General features: G+C 63.5%; 21 protein-coding genes and 1 tRNA gene. 18 read left to right on the top strand and 4 right to left on the bottom strand.

All coding sequences use genetic code 11. From position 1 onward, the window contains the following. The first annotated feature begins 170 nt into the window (after positions 1 to 170). Positions 171 to 419, top strand: coding sequence for a GlsB/YeaQ/YmgE family stress response membrane protein (locus tag EP837_RS06505; RefSeq protein ID WP_066525602.1), 249 nt, complete (start codon positions 171 to 173; stop codon positions 417 to 419). Between the two features lie 64 nt (positions 420 to 483). Here the strand turns inward: EP837_RS06505 and EP837_RS06500 are convergent, their stop codons facing one another. From EP837_RS06500 to EP837_RS06490, 3 genes are all read right to left on the bottom strand, one after another. Further along, complete coding sequence (locus EP837_RS06500) at positions 484 to 738, bottom strand: GlsB/YeaQ/YmgE family stress response membrane protein (protein ID WP_066525599.1); 255 nt, start codon at positions 736 to 738, stop codon at positions 484 to 486. Positions 739 to 941: 203 nt separating this feature from the next. Further along, the gene (gene sciP, locus EP837_RS06495; RefSeq protein WP_062112932.1) at positions 942 to 1,241 is read right to left on the bottom strand and encodes a CtrA inhibitor SciP; all 300 of its coding nucleotides are present in this window, start codon (positions 1,239 to 1,241) and stop codon (positions 942 to 944) included. A gap of 107 nt (positions 1,242 to 1,348) precedes the next feature. Continuing rightward, positions 1,349 to 1,645, bottom strand: a complete 297-nt coding sequence (locus EP837_RS06490; protein ID WP_066525597.1) for a hypothetical protein — start codon at positions 1,643 to 1,645, stop codon at positions 1,349 to 1,351. A gap of 122 nt (positions 1,646 to 1,767) precedes the next feature. On the opposite strand from EP837_RS06490, the gene mnmA reads away from it, so the two are divergent. The 17 genes from mnmA to EP837_RS06405 all read left to right on the top strand — a co-directional run bounded on the left by mnmA (position 1,768) and on the right by EP837_RS06405 (position 17,836). Next, on the top strand, positions 1,768 to 2,874 hold the full coding sequence (gene mnmA / locus EP837_RS06485; RefSeq protein ID WP_066528853.1) for a tRNA 2-thiouridine(34) synthase MnmA: 1,107 nt from the start codon (positions 1,768 to 1,770) through the stop codon (positions 2,872 to 2,874). 60 nt (positions 2,875 to 2,934) lie between these two features. Then, positions 2,935 to 3,597: an ATP phosphoribosyltransferase gene (gene hisG / locus EP837_RS06480; protein ID WP_066525592.1), complete on the top strand. Its 663-nt coding sequence runs from the start codon at positions 2,935 to 2,937 to the stop codon at positions 3,595 to 3,597. Then, positions 3,587 to 4,876 (top strand): histidinol dehydrogenase, encoded by a 1,290-nt coding sequence (gene hisD, locus EP837_RS06475; RefSeq protein ID WP_066525589.1) that lies wholly within the window; start codon positions 3,587 to 3,589, stop codon positions 4,874 to 4,876. Before hisG ends, hisD begins: the two co-directional genes overlap by 11 nt. Positions 4,877 to 4,968: 92 nt before the next feature. Next, a complete protein-coding gene (nusB, locus tag EP837_RS06470; RefSeq protein WP_066525585.1) occupies positions 4,969 to 5,415 on the top strand; it encodes a transcription antitermination factor NusB in 447 nt (148 codons plus the stop codon). Between the two features lie 124 nt (positions 5,416 to 5,539). Continuing rightward, a complete protein-coding gene (gene thiL / locus EP837_RS06465) occupies positions 5,540 to 6,454 on the top strand; it encodes a thiamine-phosphate kinase (RefSeq protein WP_066525582.1) in 915 nt (304 codons plus the stop codon). A 252-nt stretch (positions 6,455 to 6,706) separates the two neighbouring features. Next, on the top strand, positions 6,707 to 8,830 hold the full coding sequence (locus EP837_RS06460; protein ID WP_066525579.1) for a sodium-translocating pyrophosphatase: 2,124 nt from the start codon (positions 6,707 to 6,709) through the stop codon (positions 8,828 to 8,830). Between the two features lie 217 nt (positions 8,831 to 9,047). Further along, positions 9,048 to 9,731: a DUF2490 domain-containing protein gene (locus EP837_RS06455; RefSeq protein WP_066525577.1), complete on the top strand. Its 684-nt coding sequence runs from the start codon at positions 9,048 to 9,050 to the stop codon at positions 9,729 to 9,731. A 188-nt stretch (positions 9,732 to 9,919) separates the two neighbouring features. Next, complete coding sequence (locus EP837_RS06450) at positions 9,920 to 11,044, top strand: 8-amino-7-oxononanoate synthase (RefSeq protein WP_066525574.1); 1,125 nt, start codon at positions 9,920 to 9,922, stop codon at positions 11,042 to 11,044. Continuing rightward, a complete protein-coding gene (gene bioD, locus EP837_RS06445) occupies positions 11,041 to 11,655 on the top strand; it encodes a dethiobiotin synthase (protein WP_066525573.1) in 615 nt (204 codons plus the stop codon). The genes EP837_RS06450 and bioD overlap by 4 nt, the downstream gene beginning before the upstream one ends. Positions 11,656 to 11,707: 52 nt before the next feature. Further along, complete coding sequence (locus EP837_RS06440; protein ID WP_066525572.1) at positions 11,708 to 13,729, top strand: M13 family metallopeptidase; 2,022 nt, start codon at positions 11,708 to 11,710, stop codon at positions 13,727 to 13,729. A 170-nt stretch (positions 13,730 to 13,899) separates the two neighbouring features. Further along, a complete protein-coding gene (locus EP837_RS06435; protein WP_066528852.1) occupies positions 13,900 to 14,316 on the top strand; it encodes a DUF4168 domain-containing protein in 417 nt (138 codons plus the stop codon). 59 nt (positions 14,317 to 14,375) lie between these two features. Further along, positions 14,376 to 15,665 carry an adenosylmethionine--8-amino-7-oxononanoate transaminase gene (locus EP837_RS06430; RefSeq protein ID WP_066525570.1) on the top strand — a complete coding sequence of 430 codons (1,290 nt, stop codon included), beginning with the start codon at positions 14,376 to 14,378 and terminating at the stop codon, positions 15,663 to 15,665. Between the two features lie 59 nt (positions 15,666 to 15,724). Continuing rightward, the gene (infA, locus tag EP837_RS06425; protein WP_003049127.1) at positions 15,725 to 15,943 is read left to right on the top strand and encodes a translation initiation factor IF-1; all 219 of its coding nucleotides are present in this window, start codon (positions 15,725 to 15,727) and stop codon (positions 15,941 to 15,943) included. Between the two features lie 14 nt (positions 15,944 to 15,957). After that, positions 15,958 to 16,530 carry a Maf family protein gene (locus tag EP837_RS06420; RefSeq protein WP_066525565.1) on the top strand — a complete coding sequence of 191 codons (573 nt, stop codon included), beginning with the start codon at positions 15,958 to 15,960 and terminating at the stop codon, positions 16,528 to 16,530. A 5-nt stretch (positions 16,531 to 16,535) separates the two neighbouring features. Continuing rightward, positions 16,536 to 17,525, top strand: coding sequence for a ribonuclease (locus EP837_RS06415; protein ID WP_066525562.1), 990 nt, complete (start codon positions 16,536 to 16,538; stop codon positions 17,523 to 17,525). Beyond that, positions 17,515 to 17,709, top strand: a complete 195-nt coding sequence (locus EP837_RS06410) for a DNA gyrase inhibitor YacG (RefSeq protein WP_066525560.1) — start codon at positions 17,515 to 17,517, stop codon at positions 17,707 to 17,709. Before EP837_RS06415 ends, EP837_RS06410 begins: the two co-directional genes overlap by 11 nt. 51 nt (positions 17,710 to 17,760) lie before the next feature. Continuing rightward, a tRNA-Phe gene (locus EP837_RS06405) sits at positions 17,761 to 17,836 on the top strand. A gap of 607 nt (positions 17,837 to 18,443) precedes the next feature. Here the strand turns inward: EP837_RS06405 and EP837_RS06400 are convergent. Further along, the gene (locus tag EP837_RS06400; RefSeq protein ID WP_066528846.1) at positions 18,444 to 18,752 is read right to left on the bottom strand and encodes an alkylphosphonate utilization protein; all 309 of its coding nucleotides are present in this window, start codon (positions 18,750 to 18,752) and stop codon (positions 18,444 to 18,446) included. Positions 18,753 to 18,761 lie beyond the last annotated feature (9 nt).

Genomic DNA, 18,761 nt, shown 5'->3' with positions numbered 1-18,761 from the left:
CATCATTCGGCGGCCTGGCCGTTCAAGCGCTGTATTATCTAAATAACGCACCTGGCTCAACCCTCCATACACTTTGCGCATCGGTGGAGCAACGCTGGCGGGTGAGCGTCTCCCTTGCCAAACCGGCGCGGCTATGGCGCTATGACCTAAGTTAAGCGCGGGAGGCTAGGATGGAATTGCTCGGGTGGATCATCGTTGGCCTGTTCGCAGGCGCGATCGCTCGGCTGGTGATGCCCGGCCGCGACCCGGGCGGCTGCGTGCTGACCGTATTGCTAGGGATCGCCGGGGCGTTGCTCGCGGGCTATGTCGGCCGTCTGCTCGGCGTCTATGAGCCAGGGGAGCGCGCAAGCTTCCTGGCGGCGGTGCTGGGATCGATCGGCGTACTCATTATCTATCGCTTGTTCGCCAACCGTCGCTAGGCATACAAAAAGGGCTGCGCCGAAACGCAGCCCTTCATACCCGCCAGCTAAGCTTTCGGGTCGGTTAGCGTACCGATCCGCGACGGACCAGGTTGACGATGGCGAGCAGCACGACCGCGCCCACCAGGGAAACGAGGAAGCTATAGAGCGTCAGGCCTTCGTTGATCGAACCGCCGCTGAAGATCAGGCCGCCGATGAAAGCGCCCACGATACCCACGACGATGTTCAAAAGGATGCCCTGCTGCGCATCGGTGCGCATTAGCATGCTAGCAAGCCAGCCGATGATACCGCCGACAACAAGCCACAAAATGATACCCATTTCACACTCTCCTTGGACCAGCGCCCCCAGCGGGTTGGCTGATCTGTTCAACGGAGAAGTCGGCTTCGCGTTCCGTCGAAAATGTTTCTGGGTTGACAATTGGGGATGAATCGCGGCGCGCTCAAAAAGGAAAGGGCCGCCGGATGCGCATCCGGCGGCCCTTTTCCAATCCCGCCCCGCAATCGCAGGGGGCGGCCAGATGATCAGTATTTCTGCTGCCGTTCGTAGAGCGACTTATAATATTGGATGCGCGTGACGCGCAGGCCATGCATGCCCGACCGATCGACAGCGCGCTGCCAACCTGCAAATTCTTCCAGCGTCAATGAATAGCGCGCGCAGGCTTCATCAACGGTCAGCAGCCCGCCATTGACGGCGGCCACCACCTCGGCCTTGCGGCGCACGACCCAACGGGTCGTATTCACCGGGGGAAGGCTCTCCAGAGTTAGGGGTTCCCCCAGCGGCCCGACGACCTGAGCAGGCCGAATTTTCTGATTTTCTATCATTCTCACCCTCAAAAAGCGGCACTGGCGTTGCCGAATTCAGCAGCAGCAACCGATATGCGCGTCAGCCCTGAAGATCGGCTAAAGCGCCACGGTAAACGCCCCCTTCATCATCCTTGCCCCACTCTTAAATGCTGTGCGATCAACGGGTTGAAGCTGCCCGTTGGACGCGCGGCTTCGATCATGCCGCTTGGACGTGGCGCGAAGATTTCGGCCAGGTCCTGGATCCAGTCGCCCGAACTGTCCTGCCCCCGCAGGACCCCGGCAACGGCCTGCGCGGTCGGACTGGCCGCCTGCGCCGCCGCCGAAGCGGCTCGCAGCATCGGCCAGACCGGCGCGTGCGGCCGGCTGACGGGTCTGGCATTGGCTGGCCGAAGCCCCCCCGCCCGAAGAAAACTGAAATCCATGAGGCGATGGATAGGGAAGAAAGGATAAAGTCCGGTAAACTTGCCCTACCGGAATGATGTTGGCGGGCGTGACAGCGGAATCCCGCTGGAATGCAGGCGCGCGCGCGACTATATGCGCGCCCATGCAGCCCCAGTTTCAGTTGCCCGAGCCGCTTAAGCAGCGGCGAATCGTCGTCGCCATGTCCGGGGGCGTGGATTCAAGCGTCGTCGCCGCGCTTGCCGCGCGAACCGGCGCTGAAACCATCGGCGTGACGCTGCAGCTCTACGATCATGGCGCTGCCGTGGGCCGCACCGGCAGCTGCTGCGCCGGGCAGGATATCCGGGACGCCCGCGCCGTCGCCGACCGCATCGGCATCGCGCACTATGTCTTCGATTATGAAAGCCGGTTTCGGGACTCGGTGATCGCTGATTTTGCCGATGAATATATGGTGGGACGCACCCCCATCCCCTGCGTGAAGTGCAATATGGGCGTGAAGTTCACCGACCTGTTCCAGATTGCGCGCGACCTGGGGGCGGACTGCCTCGCCACCGGCCATTATGTCCGGCGTGTCGAAGGGCCACAGGGCGCCGAACTGCACCGCGCCGCCGATCCCGCGCGGGATCAGAGCTATTTCCTCTTCGCCACCACCCAGGCGCAGCTTGACTATCTGCGGTTCCCCCTGGGCGGCCTGCCCAAGCCGCAGGTGCGCGAAATCGCGGCGGAACTGGGCCTTTCGGTTGCGTTGAAGCCCGATAGCCAGGACATCTGCTTCGTGCCGGACGGCGACTATGCCAAGATCGTGCGCAAGCTGCGTCCCGATTCCGATGAAGGCGGCAATATCGTCCATGTCGATGGCCGGGTGCTGGGCGCGCACAAGGGGCTGATCCACTATACGGTGGGACAGCGCAAGGGGCTGGAGATCGGCGGCCAGGCCGAACCGCTTTATGTGGTGCGCCTTGACGCCGAAGCGCGGCGGGTGATCGTCGGACCCAAGGCGGCCCTGGCGATATCTGCGGCGCAGCTGTCGGACATCAACTGGCTGGGCCGTGATTTCACCGGCCCGCTGAGCGCCAAGGTGCGGTCGATGGCGAAGCCGGTGCCCGCACGGCTTGAGGGCGAACGGCTGATCTTCGACGCGCCCGAATATGGCGTCGCGCCGGGCCAGGCTGCGGTACTCTATGCAGGCGATCGCGTGCTGGGCGGCGGATGGATTGCGGCGACCGAGGCAGCGTTGGCTGACGCGGCCTGATCTGCCGCACTCCGCCCCAACCTTGCCCTTTTTCCCCCTGCGAAGTAAGGCCCGCCGGTCATGACTCGTCCGCTCACACTCGCCATCCCCAAGGGCCGCATTCTCGATGAAGCGCTGCCGATGCTCGCGCGCGTCGGCATAGAGCCGGAGGCGGAATTTCATGACAAGAAGAGCCGGGCGCTGCGCTTCGCCACCAACCGGCCAGACATTTCCATCATCCGCGTGCGCGCTTTCGACGTCGCCACTTTCGTCGCCCACGGCGCGGCGCAGATCGGGATCGTCGGTTCCGACGTAGTCGAGGAATTCGATTATTCGGAGCTTTATGCGCCTGTGGACCTCGACATCGGCCATTGCCGCCTGTCGGTCGCGGAGCCCGTCGATCTCGCCGATGAGGATGAGGCCGCGATGAGCCATGTCCGCGTCGCCACCAAATATCCCTATCTCACCCGCCGCTATTATGAAGCGCGCGGCATTCAGGCCGAGTGCGTAAAGCTCAACGGCGCGATGGAGCTGGCGCCTTCGCTGGGCCTGTCGCGGCGGATCGTCGATCTGGTGTCGTCGGGCGCGACGCTCAAAGCCAACGGGCTCGTCGAAACCCATGTCATCATGCAGGTATCGGCGCGGCTGGTCGTCAATCGCGCCGCCTACAAGATGCGCTCTGCCGACCTCACGCCGCTGGTCGAAGGCTTCCGCAAGGCCGTGGGGGTAAAGGATGCCGCTTAGGCTCGACAGCCGCGACGCGGGTTTCTCCGCCGCCTTCACTTCCCTCGTCGATGCCCGGCGTGAGGCCGACGAAGATGTGTCGCGCGATGTCAGCGCCATCCTGAAGCGGGTGCGCGCGGAGGGCGATGCCGCGATCGCCGACTATACCAGCCGCTTCGACCGGCATGATCTGGCCGCGAGTGGCTGGGCAGTGACCCCGGCCGAATGCCGCGCGGCGCTGCAGGGCATTTCACCGCAACTACGCGACGCCCTCGAACTCGCCGCAGCGCGCATCACCACTTATCATGAAAAGCAGAAGCCGCAGGATAGCGACAGCGTTGATGCGGCCGGGGTCCGCCTCGGCGCGCGCTGGACGCCCGTCGATGCCGCCGGTCTTTATGTGCCGGGCGGCCGCGCCGCTTATCCCAGTTCGCTGCTGATGAACGTCATCCCCGCCAAGGTCGCAGGCGTCTCGCGCATCGCGATGGTGACGCCCACGCCTAATGGCGAGATCAATCCGCTGGTCCTGGCAGCGGCAAGCATTGCCGGGATCGAGGAAATCTGGCGCATCGGCGGAGCGCAGGCGGTGGCGGCGCTTGCCTATGGAACGGATCGGATCAAGCCGGTCGATGTCATTACCGGCCCCGGCAATGCCTGGGTCGCGGAGGCCAAGCGGCAGCTATACGGCGTCGTCGGCATCGACATGGTCGCCGGTCCCTCCGAGATCGTCGTTGTGGCCGATGCGCAAAATGATCCCGACTGGATCGCCGCCGATCTGCTCAGCCAGTCCGAACATGATCCGACCAGCCAGTCGATCCTCTTCACCGACGATGCCGCTTTTGCGGACGCCGTCGCGGCGGCCGTCGAAAAGCGTCTGCCGCTGCTCTCGACGCAGGCGGTGGCGGCGACCAGTTGGGCCGCCAATGGCGCTATCATTCTGGTGCCCGACTTTGCAGAGGCGATGCCGCTGGTGAACCGCCTGGCTGCCGAGCATCTGGAACTCGCCGTGGACGATCCCGACGCCCTGTTCGCGCAGGTGCGCCATGCCGGATCGGTCTTCCTTGGCCGCATGACGCCGGAGGCTGTGGGCGATTATGTCGCAGGGCCGAACCATGTGCTGCCGACCGGCCGCCGGGCGCGCTTTTCCTCCGGGCTTTCGGTGCTCGACTTCATGAAGCGCACCAGTTTTCTCAGCCTGAACCAGAGCAGCATCGACACGATCGGTCCCGCAGCGGTTGCGCTGGCGGAGGCGGAAGGGCTTCCTGCCCACGCCGCTTCGGTCGCGGTGCGGCTTACCTAACCCCCGTTCGGGCTGAGCTTGTCGAAGCCCCGCCCTTCTCAAGAAACACTGCCCTTCGACAAGCTCCGGGCGAACGGCTACATGGAATCCTTATGAACGAACGCGCCAAATCCCGCTCCGCCGCCCGCCTTGCCGCGGTCCAGGCGCTATATCAGCTGGAAATGGAAGGCACGCCGCTCGCCGCCCTGCTGCATGAATTTCACCAGCATCGCCTCGGCGCGACGATCGAAGACGTGACCTACGCCCAAGCCGAGGAAAGCTTTTTCGATGACATCGTGACCGGCGTTGACAAGCGGCGGGACGAAATCGATGGCCTCGTCGCCGCACGCCTGTCGAAAGGCTGGAGCCTCGACCGGCTCGACAAGCCCATGCGGCAAATCCTGCGCGCGGGCGCCTATGAACTGCTGGCCCGCAACGACGTATCGACCGGCACCGTCATCAGCGAATATGTCGATGTCGCGCACGCCTTCTACGACAAGCGGGAGGCAGGCTTCGTAAACGGCCTGCTCGATGGCGTGGCGAAGGATGTGCGGAAATAGGCATTTCCCTCCGCTCGTTTCGAGCGCAGTCGAGAAATGATATGGACGGCCTAGCCGCTTCTCGACTTCGCTCGAAGCGAACGGATGAGGGGTTTGGGCTGCTGAAAGGCGTCAGGTCCTAACCATGTCCGCTGAATCCCGCTTTCTAACCCTGCTCCGCCTACTGGCCAGTGACCCCGCAGCCCAGGGCTTGCAGGACGATGTGGCAATCCTGCAGGTCGGCGGCACCCGTCTGATCCTCACCAGCGATACGATGGTAGAGGGGGTGCATCACCTTCCAACCGATCCGCCCGCCGACATCGGTTGGAAGCTCGCTGCCGTGAACCTGTCCGATCTGGCCGCGAAGGGCGCAAGGCCCATGGGATGCCTGCTCAACTATGCCTTGTCGGGTGACGACAGCTGGGACGCTGCCTTCCTTGAAGGGCTCGGCGAAGCGCTCAGCCGCCACGCCATGCCGTTGCTGGGCGGTGACACCGTGCAGATGCCTGCAGGCAGCGCCCGCAGCTACAGCCTTACCGCCATCGGCGAGGCGAGCGGACCAGTGCCCCTCCGGACGGGCGCTCAGGCGGGGGATCGCCTCTACATCACCGGCCCGGTGGGCGATGCCGGCGTGGGCCTGGACCTGCTGCGCGCCGACGCCCGCGCCTCGGGGCCATTGGTGGATGCCTATCGCCGCCCCAAACCGCGCCTCGCCGAAGGAGCGCTGCTCTCCCCCCATGCTCACGCGATGATGGATGTGTCGGACGGCCTGCTGATCGACGCTTCGCGCATGGCGCAGGCGAGCGGGCTTGCCGTCACCATCGATCATATACCCCTCTCTCCCGCGCTGGAGGCAGTTCGGGGGGCCAGCACCGCCGCGCAGATCGCGGCAGCCCAGGCGGGCGACGATTATGAGCTGCTCTTCGCCTTGCCGCCTACGCTCAAGCCCCCGGTCAGGGCTATTCCCGTAGGGTATTTCTCCGAAGGATCAGGGCTCAGCCTCGTCATCGACGGGGCAGCGATACCGTTGCCCGCCCGTCTCGGCTGGGAACATGGCTGACCGGCGTCGAGCCAAGTCGCTGATTCAGGTCAATTCCGTAACCGCTTGACGCCGCTCGTCCTGGCTGTAGCTTCCCCCCATCCTTTTCTCAGCCCGGTTGGACGCCCATGAAGTGCGTGACCTTGTTGCTGATTGACGCGGTGCCCGATGCCGGATGCGCGAATTCCGGCCGCCCCGTTTCACGCCTTTCGTCTGCCCGTCATTCCCTGCGGAGCGGCCGATGACAGGAAAAACAGGGGGAGAGGAACATTCATGCAGATTGTCTATATCGCCATAGGGTGCGGCCTGCTGGCCGTGCTCTACGGCCTGTTCACCAGTCGTCAGGTGCTGGCGGCCTCCGCCGGCAACGAAACCATGCAGGCGATCGCCGGCGCGATCCAGGAAGGGGCGAAGGCCTATCTCAGCCGGCAATATATGACCATCGGCATGGTCGGCGTGGTCGTCGCTGCGCTCGTCTTCTATTTCCTCGGTGCGACATCGGCGATCGGCTTCCTGATCGGTGCGATTCTGTCGGGGGCGGCGGGGTTCATCGGCATGAACATTTCCGTGCGCGCCAATGTCCGCACAGCCGAAGCCGCGCGCACCACGCTGCAAAGTGGCCTGACCGTCGCCTTCCGCGCTGGCGCCATCACCGGCATGCTGGTGGCGGGCCTTGCCCTGCTCGCGATCAGCGTTTTCTTCTGGTATCTGACAGGCCCGGCCGGCCACGCGCCTGACGATCGTCTGGTGATCGACTCCCTGGTGGCTCTGGCCTTCGGCGCCAGCCTCATCTCCATCTTCGCCCGATTGGGGGGAGGCATCTTTACCAAGGCGGCCGACGTCGGCGCGGACCTGGTGGGCAAGGTCGAGGCAGGCATCCCGGAGGATGATCCACGCAACCCTGCCGTCATCGCCGACAATGTGGGCGACAATGTCGGCGACTGCGCAGGCATGGCCGCTGACCTTTTCGAAACCTATGTCGTGACCGTCGGCGCCACCATGGTGCTGACCGCGCTGCTGGTGAAGGGCGTGGACAACGCCTTCCTGCAGCAGCTCATGTCGCTGCCGCTTATCGTCGGCGGTGTGTGCATCATCACCTCGATCATCGGCACCTATATGGTGCGTCTCGGCGCCAGCCAGTCGATCATGGGCGCGCTTTACAAGGGCTTCTGGACCACCGCGATCCTGTCGATCCCCGCACTGTATTTCGCCGCGCAGTTTACGCTGGGCGATCTCCACGCCCGTTTCGGAACCGATCTGGACGGCAATGGCGGCTATACCGGCATGGCGCTCTTTTGGTCGATGATGGTGGGCCTCGCTGTTACGGGCCTCATCGTCTGGATCACCGAATATTATACCGGCACCAACTATCGCCCCGTGCGCAGCATCGCGCGCGCGTCGGAAACCGGCCACGGCACCAATGTGATTCAGGGCCTGGCCGTCAGCCTGGAAGCCACCGCGCTTCCCACGCTCGTGATCGTCGCAGGCATCATCGTCGCCCATCAACTGGCGGGGCTCATCGGCATCGCCTTCGCCGCCACCGCGATGCTGGCGCTTGCCGGAATGGTCGTGGCGCTCGACGCCTACGGCCCGGTCACCGACAATGCGGGCGGCATCGCGGAAATGTCGCACCTCGACGACAGTGTGCGCGGCAAGACCGATGCGCTCGACGCCGTCGGCAACACGACCAAGGCGGTGACGAAGGGCTACGCCATCGGATCGGCGGGCCTCGCCGCGCTCGTCCTGTTCGGCGCTTACACGGAGGATTTGAAATTCTACAACTCGGCCCTCGGCCTCACCGAGCCGGTCGATTTCAGCCTCTCCAACCCTTATGTCATCGTCGGGCTGCTGCTCGGCGCGCTGCTGCCCTACCTGTTCGGGGCAATGGGCATGACGGCGGTCGGCCGTGCGGCGGGCGACGTTGTGAAGGATGTGCGTGAACAGTTCGCCACCAACAGCGGCATCATGGAAGGGACTTCGCGCCCCGATTATGCCCGCACGGTGGACCTCGTCACCCGCGCCGCGATCAAGGAGATGATCATCCCCAGCCTGCTTCCGGTGCTGGCGCCGATCGTCGTCTATTTCGCCATCTCGGCCGTGGCGGGCACGCCCAACGGCTTCGCGGCGCTGGGCGCACTGCTCCTCGGCGTCATCGTCTCGGGCCTGTTCGTCGCCTTGTCGATGACCTCGGGCGGTGGAGCCTGGGACAATGCGAAGAAGTTCATCGAGGACGGCAATCACGGTGGCAAGGGATCGGAGGCGCACAAGGCGGCCGTGACCGGCGACACCGTGGGCGATCCCTACAAGGATACGGCGGGCCCTGCCGTCAATCCGATGATCAAGATCACCAACATCGTCGCCCTGCTGCTGCTCGCCGCCTTGGCGCATGGCGCCTAAGGCACTGTCCTAAATTTAGGACGGTAGCATGACCCCGCCCCATGATCAGGGCGGGGTCATTCCGTTGTGGTTATGGCAAGAAACCAAACGGACCCGCCGTAACTCTGCTGTTGTCCAGTCTAACATTGTCATCAATCTGACATAAAACAGAAATGAACGAGTCACACATTGGTCATAGTCGGCGCCCCACGCCACCAGGCGAGGGAGAAAGATTCCAATGCGACCGACCTTCAAGCTTTTCTTGTCCACCATGGCCGTGCTGGCCCTTCCGGCAGTCGCGCACGCCAGCGAGGATGAGCAGCTCTGGACCGGCGTCACCGCGACGGTGAAGCTCAGCGACAAATGGCGTTTCTCGCAAGAGGTGATCGGCCGTTTCGGCAATGAGCGCGATGGCCTGTACGAAGTCGAAATGAACTCGCTGATCGGCTACAAGATCAACAAGAAGGTCACGGTCTGGGCGGGTTACACCCATGATCCCAATTATGTGAGCGGCGACTTCACCGTGATGGAGCATCGCAGCCGCCAGCAGGTGACTTTCGACAATATCGTGAAGATCGGCCCCGGCCAGTTGAGCGCCCGCTTGCGGCTGGAGGAACGCTGGCGCGAAGGGGTGGACGGGACTGCGTGGCGGTTGCGGCCCTATGTCAAATATGTCCTGCCCTTCAAGGAAGGCGGCAAGACCGCCCTGGTGCTGAGCCACGAAAGCTTCATCGACCTCAACACCACCAATTTTCAGCGGGTCGAGGGCGAAGAACGGATGCGCAACCTCATCGCCATCACGACGCCGCTGGCGAAGAATGTGAATGCGGAGATCGGCTATCTGCATCAGCATGGCTTCCGCCCGGATGCCGACGACCCAAATGACAATGTGGCGTCCTTCGCGCTCAGCTTCAGCTTCTAACATCGAATTGGCTAACGTCTCCCAGGACTTGGTCCGGGCCCCGCTGCCTCAACGCGACAGAGCGGGAAGAAAAAGGCAGGCCCCCGGCTCAAGGCCGGGGAGACGTTAACTTTATCATCCGGCGGGGCGGGGCGCCCTTCTCCATCCAGCTTGCCCCTCTCACGTCCAAGGGCCTATAGGGCCCCTCCATGACCAGCGAACCTTTCCGCTCGCAGTTGGCCGCCCTCGACAAGCGCGGGCGCCTGCGCCGTCTGGCGCCGCGCGCCGGGCGTGATTTCGCCTCCAACGATTATCTTGGCCTCGCGTCCGACCCGCTGATCGGCCAGGCCGTCGCCGACGCGGTGGCGCGCGGCGTGCCTGTGGGCTCCGGCGGATCGCGCCTGCTGCGCGGCAACGCGCCCGAGCATGAAGGGCTGGAGGCGAAGGCCGCCGCCTTCTTCCGCACCCAGGCTGCGCTGTTCCTCGCCAACGGTTTTGCCGCCAATTGCGCGCTTTTTTCCACGCTGCCACAGCGCGGCGACCTGATCGTCGCCGACGAACTCATCCACGCCAGCGTGCATGACGGTATCCGCCTGTCCAAGGCGGCGACCGTTTTCGCCCGGCATAATGATGTGCAGAGCTTCGCCGATCTCATCACCGCATGGCGGATGGAGGGTGGCAAGGGCCGGATCTGGATTGCCGTAGAAACCCTCTATTCGATGGACGGGGACACCGCACCGCTCTCCGACCTCGCCACGCTCGCCGCCCGCCATGAAGCGATGCTGATCTTGGATGAAGCGCATGGCACCGGCGTCTTCGGCCCGGGGGGACGCGGCCTTTCCGCCGGACTGGACGGCCTTCACAATGTCGTGACGCTGCACACCTGCGGCAAGGCGATGGGGGTGGAAGGCGCCCTGATTTGCGGGCCGCAGATCATCATCGACTATCTCATCAACCGCGCGCGCGCTTTCATCTTCTCGACTGCGCCCTCGCCCTTGATGGCCGTCGCCGTCTCGGCCGCGCTCGACCGGATCGAACAGGCCGACGACCTGCGCGCTCGGCTCAAGACGTTGCGCGTGGATGCGGCGGAATCGATCTGCGCTCCCTTGCGCTTGCCGCAGCCGCGCAGCCAGATCATTCCCGTCCTGCTGGGCGAGGACCGCCGCGCCATGGCCGCCGCCGCCGCGCTGCAAGAGGCCGGGTTCGACATTCGCGGCATCCGCCCGCCCACCGTTCCGCCCGGCACCAGCCGCCTGCGCATCTCGCTCACCCTGAATGTCGGCCGCGCCGATGTCGCCGCGCTCGGGCAACAATTGCAGCGGATGCTGGCATGACCCGCTTCGTCGTCACCGGCACCGACACGGATATCGGCAAGACGGTCTTCGCCGCCGGACTCGCGGGCGCTCTTGGCGCCCATTATTGGAAGCCGGTCCAGGCCGGGATCGATCCGGAAGGCGACAAGGAAGCGGTCTCGCGCCTTGCGAACCTGCCCCCCGACCGGATCTTGTCCGAAGCCTATCGCCTCAGGACGCCCGCCTCGCCGCATCTGGCCGCGCGCCTGGACGGCGTGACGATCAGCCTCGACCAGCTCGCCTTGCCCCCTGTCGATGGCCCGCTGGTGGTGGAGGGCGCGGGCGGCGTGCTGGTCCCGGTCAGCGAGACGCTGCTGATGGCGGACATCTTCGCATATTGGGCCCTTCCGGTCATTCTCTGCGCCCGCACCGCGCTTGGCACGATCAATCACAGCCTGCTCAGCATCGAAGCGCTGCGCAGCCGTGGCGTGCCCTTGGCCGGTATCGCCTTCATCGGGGACGCTCATGCGGAAAATGAACGGATCATCCCGGCGCTCGGCAATATTCCCAGCCTCGGCCGCCTCCCGCGCCTCGATCCGCTGAACGCCCAAAGCCTGAGCCAGGCATTCGCGGCGAATATCCGCTTGCCCTGACCCGCTGTCCCGGCTCAACTCCCTGCAATTGGGTCAAGCAAGGGACGCTTCGATGAAATTTCTCCTCCTCGGCGCCGCAGCCTCGGCGCTGGTCGTCGCCGCTTCGGTGGCGCAGGCCGACCAGGCCCCGGCCGCGAAGCCGACCTATGGCAGCTATGGCTTCGATACGAAGGGCATGGACCTGGCGGTCGCGCCGGGCGACGACTTCTACCTTCACGCCAATGGCGGCTGGGCCGGCGCCACGGCGATCCCGGCCGACAAGTCCAACTATGGCGCATTCAATGTGCTGGACGACCTGTCGCGCGAACGGACAAAGGGCATTTTGGAAGCCGCCAAGTCCGACCCGGCGAGCATGATCGGCATCGCCTATGCGAGCTATCTCGACGCTGCGCCGGTCGAGGCGAAGGGACTAACCCCCATTCAGCCCTGGCTCGCGAAAATCCAGTCGATCAAGGACAAGCGCAGCTATGCCCGCCTCGCAGCCGAAGCGGCCCGCGCGGGCATTCCTGGGCCGTTCGCCTTCTATGTGGGGCAGGATGACAAGGACCCGGACCATTATATCCTGAACTTGCGGCAGGGCGGCCTGGGCCTCCCCGATCGTGACTTTTACCTGCAGCCGGACGAAAAGATGGCGGCGATCCGCACCGCCTATGTCGCGCATCTTGAGCAGATCCTGACGCTGGCAGGTCAGTCGGATGCGAAGCGCCGCGCCGCCGCGCTCACGGCCTTCGAAACCGAAGTGGCGAAGCTGCACTGGACCCAGGTCGATAGCCGGGACGCTGACAAGACCTATAATAGGATGACCTTGGCCGACCTGCAGAAGGCCGCGCCATCCTTCCCCTTCACGGACTATTTCGCCGCCAACCAGTTGCAGCCCGCTGCACTGATCGTCGCCCAGCCAAGCGCCATCACCGGCGAAGCGGCGCTGATCGCCCGGACCCCGCTGGAACTGTTGAAGGATGCGCTATTGCTGCGCAGCCTGCATGCCTACGCCACCTATCTGCCCGACCGGATCGCCGACGCCGACTTCGCTTTCTATGGCACGACCCTGTCCGGTACGCCCCAGCGCGAGGAAAGGTGGAAGCGCGCCGTCGATTTCGTGAAAGAGTCGATGGGTGAGGAGGTCGGCAAGATCTACGTCGCGAAATATTTTCCGCCCGAAACCAAGGCGGCGATGGATCAACTGGTCAAAAATGTCATCGCCGCCATGGGCCGCCGCATCGACGGCCTCAGCTGGATGAGCGACGCGGCCAAGGCTCGCGCCCACAAGAAGCTCGCCGCCTTCACGCCGAAAATCGGCTATCCGGAAAAATGGCGCGACTATAGCGGCCTGATCGTGAAACCCGCCGACCTGTTCGGCAATGCGCTCCGCTCGAAACAATATGAATTCGACTATCAGGTGGGGAAGCTCGGCAAGCCCATCTACCGCTGGGAATGGCAGATGACGCCGATGGAGATCAACGCCTATGCGGACTTCTCCATGGTGGAGATCGTCTTCCCGGCCGCGATCCTTCAGCCGCCCTTCTTCGATCCCCATGCCGATCCGGCCGTCAATTACGGCGGCATCGGCGCTGTCATCGGCCATGAACTCAGCCATCATTTCGACGACCAGGGCGCTAAATATGACGAGACCGGCAAGCTCAATCAGTGGTGGAGCGATGCCGATGTCGTCGCCTTCAAGGGGCTGACCGACAAGCTGGTGAAGCAATATGACGCCTATGAACCCTTTCCCGGCGCGCATGTGAAGGGGGCCTTCACGCTGGGTGAGAATATCGGCGACCTTGCCGGCGTCGCTGTCGCGCTGGACGCCTATCATGCCTCCCTCGGCGGCAAGCCGGCGCCAGTGATCGACGGCACCACCGGCGACCAACGCTTCTTCCTGGGTTGGGCGCAGGTGTGGCGTCGCAACTACCGCGAGCCGAATCTGCACCAGCGGCTGGTCACCGATCCGCATTCGCCGTCCCAATATCGCGCTGATACCGTGCGCAATTTCGACCAATGGTATGCGGCGTTTAAGCCCGCACAGGGCGGCAAACTCTACCTTGCGCCGCAAGAAAGAGTGAAGATCTGGTGATCCATTTCCCCGTCGCAATGATTCGTGGTTGCGGCGGGGTGAGCTATTTTGGGGACGAGCTGTTTTAGTAATGGCCGTTATCCCTCAAATCTCACGCTTCGCCGGATCGCTCTTTAATCTCGCGGCGCTCTTCCACAGCTTTCCTTCATTAATTTGTGAGGAGAAGCATGTTGACGGGTTTTCGTTCTACGATCTTTCTGAAAGCTGGCCTGGCGTCGGCCACCCTGTTTGCCGCAGCGCCGCTTCTGGCGCAGGGCGCGACTGCTCCGACCACCCCAGCCACACCCGCCGCTCCGGCAACCCCTTCGGCTGGCGCGGCGAAATATAGTGAGGCCGACCTCAAGCAGTTCGCTGCCGCAGCGGTGGAAGTGACCAAGATTCAGTCTGACGCGTCCATTGCCGAGGCGGAAAAGCAGCCCAAGATGCTTGCTGCGCTTCAGGCGTCAGGCATCGCGCCGGAAAAATTCAACGAGATCGGCCAGGCGGCCGCCGCTGACCCCGCGCTTCAGCAGCGTATCCAGGCGGCAGCCCCTGCCGCTTCCGCTACGCCTGCAAATCCCGCGACCCCAGCCGCCCCCGCGAAATAAACGGGCTATCACAGGGGAGGAGCTTGGCCTGACGCGCTTGCTCTTCTAAGCGTCACGGCATGACCTCCCCTGTCTGGCATCCCTTCTTTCAGCACGGCCTTGAAGAAGCCATTCCGCTCGTGTCGCGAGCGGAGGGCGCTTTGCTGCACCTCGCTGACGGCGGAACGCTGATCGACGGCATTTCCAGCTGGTGGGTGACTACCCATGGCCATTGTCATCCGCGCATCGCCGCGGCCATCGCCGCGCAGGCAGGGCAGCTCGACCAGCTTATCTTCGCGGGCTACACGCACGAGCCTGCGGAACAGGTCGCACGCGGCCTCATCGATTTGGCGCCGCATTCAACGGATTGCGACCCGCTCGCGCATGTCTTCTTTTCGGACAGCGGCTCCACCGCCGTCGAAGTCGCGCTGAAGATGGCGCTCGGATATTGGCACAATCGTGCGCTGGACGGCTTGGCCGATCCCCGTCACCGCATTCTGGTCCTTCAGCACAGCTATCATGGGGACACGATCGGGGCGATGTCCGTGGGTGAGCGCGGCGTATATAATGCCGCTTGGACGCCCTTGCTGTTCGACGTCGGCACCATACCCTTCCCGTATCACGGCCAGGAGAAGGAAACGCTCGACGCCCTTGAGACAGCCTGCGCGCAAAACCCCGCTGCCTTCATCGTCGAACCGCTGATCCTGGGGGCAGGGGGAATGCTGATCTATTCGCCAGCCGTCCTGCAGGAAATGGCGGCGATCTGCGCCCGGCATGACGTCCTCTTCATCGTGGATGAGGTGATGACCGGATGGGGCCGCACCGGAACGCTCTTCTCGTGTGAGCAGGCAGGCGTCGTTCCGGACATCATGGCCGTGGCCAAGGGCATTACCGGCGGCGCAATACCGCTGGCGGCGACGCTGGCGACTTCGCGCATCTTCGACGCACATCGCTCCACCGACCGCTCGCGCCTCTTTTACCATTCCAGCAGCTACACGGCGAACGCAATCGCCTGCGCTGCTGCGGTTGCCAATCTCGCCATCTGGCGGGAGGAAGATGTGCTGGGCCGCATCGCCACCCTATCGAAGGGAATGGCGGAGCGACTCGCCCAGCTCGGCGAGGATCCCGCGTTCACGAATCCGCGTCAGCTTGGCGTCATCGCAGCCATCGACTTGATCGCGGCTGACGCAGGCTATCTGTCGGATCTTGGTCCGCGCCTGCGCGCCTTCTTTCTGGAACAAGGCATCTTGCTGCGGCCCTTGGGCAACACCATCTATCTGATGCCGCCTTATTGCCTTGATGTAGATCAGCTTGATCGCATATTCGCGGCTCTCTCAAAAGCCGGTGATATTTTCGGCGTTCCGGCCTGACTTTCATTTTCCGCATTTAGGCGCTATGGCGGCGCGATTTTTCGACTTCCCAGGATATTATGGCAAAAGAAGAACTGCTTGAAATGCGTGGACAGGTTGTGGAGCTTCTCCCCAACGCCATGTTCCGCGTACGGCTTGAAAATGATCACGAGATCCTCGGCCACACCGCCGGCAAGATGCGCAAGAACCGCATCCGCGTGCTGGTGGGCGACGAAGTGCTGGTCGAACTCACCCCTTACGACCTGACCAAGGGTCGGATCACCTACCGCTTCAAATAAGCCGCTTTTTTTTGATGCGGCTCATCCTTGCTTCGGCTTCTCCCAGACGGTGTGAACTTCTGGGTCAGATCGGCGTGTCTCCCGACGCGGTGGACCCGGCTGACCTCGACGAAACACCACTGAAATCCGAACTTCCTGCTGTCTATGCTGCTCGCGTCGCCGCTGAAAAGGCTGCATTGGTGGCGCAGCGTCACCCCGGCGCGCTGGTCCTCTCCGGGGATACGGTGGTCGCGGCGGGCCGCCGCATCCTGCCAAAGGCCGAAAGCGAAGCCGAAGCGCGCAAGTGCCTCGAACTCCTCTGCGGCCGGCGCCACCGCGTACTGAGCGCGATCACCCTGATTGATGCGGAGGGGAGGGCGCGCCACCGCCTCTCGACCAACATCGTTATCTTCAAACGCCTCGATCGTGTCGAGATCGACGCTTATATCGCGTCGGAAGAATGGCACGGCAAAGCAGGCGGCTACGCTATACAGGGCCGCGCCGCTGGCCTCATCCGCGCCATCCAGGGTAGCCACAGCGCGATCATGGGCCTGCCCCTTTACGAAACCCGCGCGCTGCTGAAGGCAGCGGGCTATCCACTGGACTGACCGACATGGCCGAATGGCTTTATGAAGAAGGCATTGGCGAGGCCCGCGCCGCGCTGATCGAAAAGGGCCGGCTGGTCGAAGCGCAGATTGAACGGGAAACCGACGCCGTGCGCGCTGGTTCGGTCGTTCAGGGTAAGCTTGTCCGCACCGTCATTCCGAAGAAACGCGGCATCGCCCGCCTCATTTCCGGCGAGGAAGTGCTGGTCGAACCCATCCCGCCGAAAATCGCGGAGGGCGCGACGGTCCTCCTCGAAATCCTACGCGAAGCGATCCCTGAGGAAGGCCGCGCCAAGCTTGCCAAGGCCCGCATAGCCCAGCCCGGCTCCAAAGCGCATCCTGCCCCCAGCCTGCTCCAGCGCCTGCGCGCCACCGGCCTGCCGATCGTCCCATGTCCCGCGCATGAGGAAGACCGCTTCGAAGCCCATGGCTGGAGCGAACTGATGGAAGAGGCGATCTCCGGCGAGATCGGCACGGAGGAATCGGCCCTGCGTATTTTCCCGACGCCAGCGATGATCCTGATCGATGTGGACGGCTCGCTGCCGCCCGCCAAGCTTGGCCCCAAGGGCGCGAAGCTGGCCGCGCAGGCGATCCGCCGCATGGGCCTGACCGGCTCGATCGGCATCGACTTGCCGACGATGAACAACAAGGACGAGCGCGCCGTCGCCTCGGCCCAGATCGACAAATATCTCCCGCTCCCGTTTGAACGCACTGCGGTCAACGGCTTCGGCTTCGTCCAGGTCATCCGCCGCCGCGAGCGCATGAACCTCATGGAACTGCTGAGGGCCGATCCCGTGGAAACGGCGGCCCTCGCGCTCCTCCGCCGCGCGGAACGTCATGGCAATGGCGGCCCGGCCACGATCACCGCGGCGTCCGCGGTCATCGAACGCTTGCGCAAGGCCACGGACTGGATCGAACATCTCGCCCGCCGCCGTGGCGGAGCGATCAGCTTGAAGGTGGACACCAACCTCGCCATATTCGGCGGCCATGTTGCCTAAAGCCTCCTCCTGCCCGGTCTGCGGCCGGCCTTCGGCGGCTGAAACCCGCCCCTTCTGTGGAAAAGCATGCCGCGATCGCGACCTGCTGCAGTGGCTCGGCGAAGGATATCGCGTTCCCGGCTCGCCTGCCGCCGACGAGATGAAAAAAAGCGACGATTATGGGGTGGACAGCCCCCTGGATTGATGCCTATAGGCACGCCTCTCAACGCTGCCGGTGGTCCTCACCGGCACCCGTGCCCGGGTAGCTCAGTTGGTAGAGCATGCGACTGAAAATCGCAGTGTCGGCGGTTCGACTCCGTCCCCGGGCACCACATATTTGTCCTTTAAATTCAATGACTTAGATCATTCGATGGGCGGTGCAAATAGTGCCGACATTGCCGTGCCTTATGGCCTCGACCAACGCCCTACCATGGCGGGTGAGACCATTCTGGCCCGATAGGACGGTGCGCTAAGCCCCGGAATTCTCTGGCGTCCTGTTTGCCAGTCTGCGGAAACGATGCTCTTAAAGTGGGCGATTGCGGCCACTATGCCCCAGTGTCAGTCCTTCAGAGACGAAATCCTAGCGCTAGAACCGGCCGTTTGGATCTCGCCATTCTGCGCTGCGAATACCCACAATTCGGGATCCGCGTGCCAGGGCGATTGGCATCGATCCGTTGGGGTGGAGCGATCGGATGAGGGTGGAAGCGTCATCGCTGCGGCCGGGTTGCCCGCCTATGCCGCTATGGTTCGCGCATGGCTGGAACGGTTCAAGGCTGGGTTGAGTGCATCGGCAGGATGACCGCTACCGGGAATGCGCTCGGCTCAATGGCGTACGACTGTGAGCATCGGTCAATGTTCCAAACGAGCGACGTATTTCTATAAGATGATTGGCCACGATGAGAAGATGTTAGACCGCCACATTCTCAAGATACGCCAAAATCAGTGCTTACGTACGAACTCGGCGCGGAGAACCAGGCCTTTGATGCCTTCATAGCGGCAGTCGATTTCCTGTGGGTCGCCGGTGAGCCTGATCGATTTGATCACGGTGCCCTTGCGCAAGGTCTGGCCGGCGCCCTTGACCTTCAGATCCTTGATCGTGATGACGCTGTCGCCGTCCGCCAGAAGATTACCGGCGGAATCTCGCACTTCGATTCTGCCGGCATCCTGGGCCTTCCCTGCAGCCTCTTCTGCCGATATCCACTTACCCGAAGTTTCATCATAGACATAGTCATCATTCGTTGGAGTCATTTCAAAATC

Origin of the sequence: Sphingobium sp. EP60837, from assembly GCF_001658005.1 — a bacterium.
Taxonomy (GTDB): Bacteria; Pseudomonadota; Alphaproteobacteria; order Sphingomonadales; family Sphingomonadaceae; genus Sphingobium; species Sphingobium tyrosinilyticum.
The sequence above is the reverse complement of the archived record's forward strand: the minus strand, read 5'-3'. Positions and strand labels throughout refer to the sequence as shown.

Bases quoted from the DNA above. Each gene is read 5' to 3' on its own strand.
- EP837_RS06505 (WP_066525602.1), top strand. From the start codon at position 171: ATGGAATTGCTCGGGTGGATCATCGTTGGCCTGTTCGCAGGCGCGATC.
- EP837_RS06500 (WP_066525599.1), bottom strand. From the start codon at position 738: ATGGGTATCATTTTGTGGCTTGTTGTCGGCGGTATCATCGGCTGGCTT.
- sciP (WP_062112932.1), bottom strand. From the start codon at position 1,241: ATGATAGAAAATCAGAAAATTCGGCCTGCTCAGGTCGTCGGGCCGCTG.
- EP837_RS06490 (WP_066525597.1), bottom strand. From the start codon at position 1,645: ATGGATTTCAGTTTTCTTCGGGCGGGGGGGCTTCGGCCAGCCAATGCC.
- mnmA (WP_066528853.1), top strand. From the start codon at position 1,768: ATGCAGCCCCAGTTTCAGTTGCCCGAGCCGCTTAAGCAGCGGCGAATC.
- hisG (WP_066525592.1), top strand. From the start codon at position 2,935: ATGACTCGTCCGCTCACACTCGCCATCCCCAAGGGCCGCATTCTCGAT.
- hisD (WP_066525589.1), top strand. From the start codon at position 3,587: ATGCCGCTTAGGCTCGACAGCCGCGACGCGGGTTTCTCCGCCGCCTTC.
- nusB (WP_066525585.1), top strand. From the start codon at position 4,969: ATGAACGAACGCGCCAAATCCCGCTCCGCCGCCCGCCTTGCCGCGGTC.
- thiL (WP_066525582.1), top strand. From the start codon at position 5,540: ATGTCCGCTGAATCCCGCTTTCTAACCCTGCTCCGCCTACTGGCCAGT.
- EP837_RS06460 (WP_066525579.1), top strand. From the start codon at position 6,707: ATGCAGATTGTCTATATCGCCATAGGGTGCGGCCTGCTGGCCGTGCTC.
- EP837_RS06455 (WP_066525577.1), top strand. From the start codon at position 9,048: ATGCGACCGACCTTCAAGCTTTTCTTGTCCACCATGGCCGTGCTGGCC.
- EP837_RS06450 (WP_066525574.1), top strand. From the start codon at position 9,920: ATGACCAGCGAACCTTTCCGCTCGCAGTTGGCCGCCCTCGACAAGCGC.
- bioD (WP_066525573.1), top strand. From the start codon at position 11,041: ATGACCCGCTTCGTCGTCACCGGCACCGACACGGATATCGGCAAGACG.
- EP837_RS06440 (WP_066525572.1), top strand. From the start codon at position 11,708: ATGAAATTTCTCCTCCTCGGCGCCGCAGCCTCGGCGCTGGTCGTCGCC.
- EP837_RS06430 (WP_066525570.1), top strand. From the start codon at position 14,376: ATGACCTCCCCTGTCTGGCATCCCTTCTTTCAGCACGGCCTTGAAGAA.
- infA (WP_003049127.1), top strand. From the start codon at position 15,725: ATGGCAAAAGAAGAACTGCTTGAAATGCGTGGACAGGTTGTGGAGCTT.
- EP837_RS06420 (WP_066525565.1), top strand. From the start codon at position 15,958: ATGCGGCTCATCCTTGCTTCGGCTTCTCCCAGACGGTGTGAACTTCTG.
- EP837_RS06415 (WP_066525562.1), top strand. From the start codon at position 16,536: ATGGCCGAATGGCTTTATGAAGAAGGCATTGGCGAGGCCCGCGCCGCG.
- EP837_RS06410 (WP_066525560.1), top strand. From the start codon at position 17,515: ATGTTGCCTAAAGCCTCCTCCTGCCCGGTCTGCGGCCGGCCTTCGGCG.
- EP837_RS06400 (WP_066528846.1), bottom strand. From the start codon at position 18,752: ATGACTCCAACGAATGATGACTATGTCTATGATGAAACTTCGGGTAAG.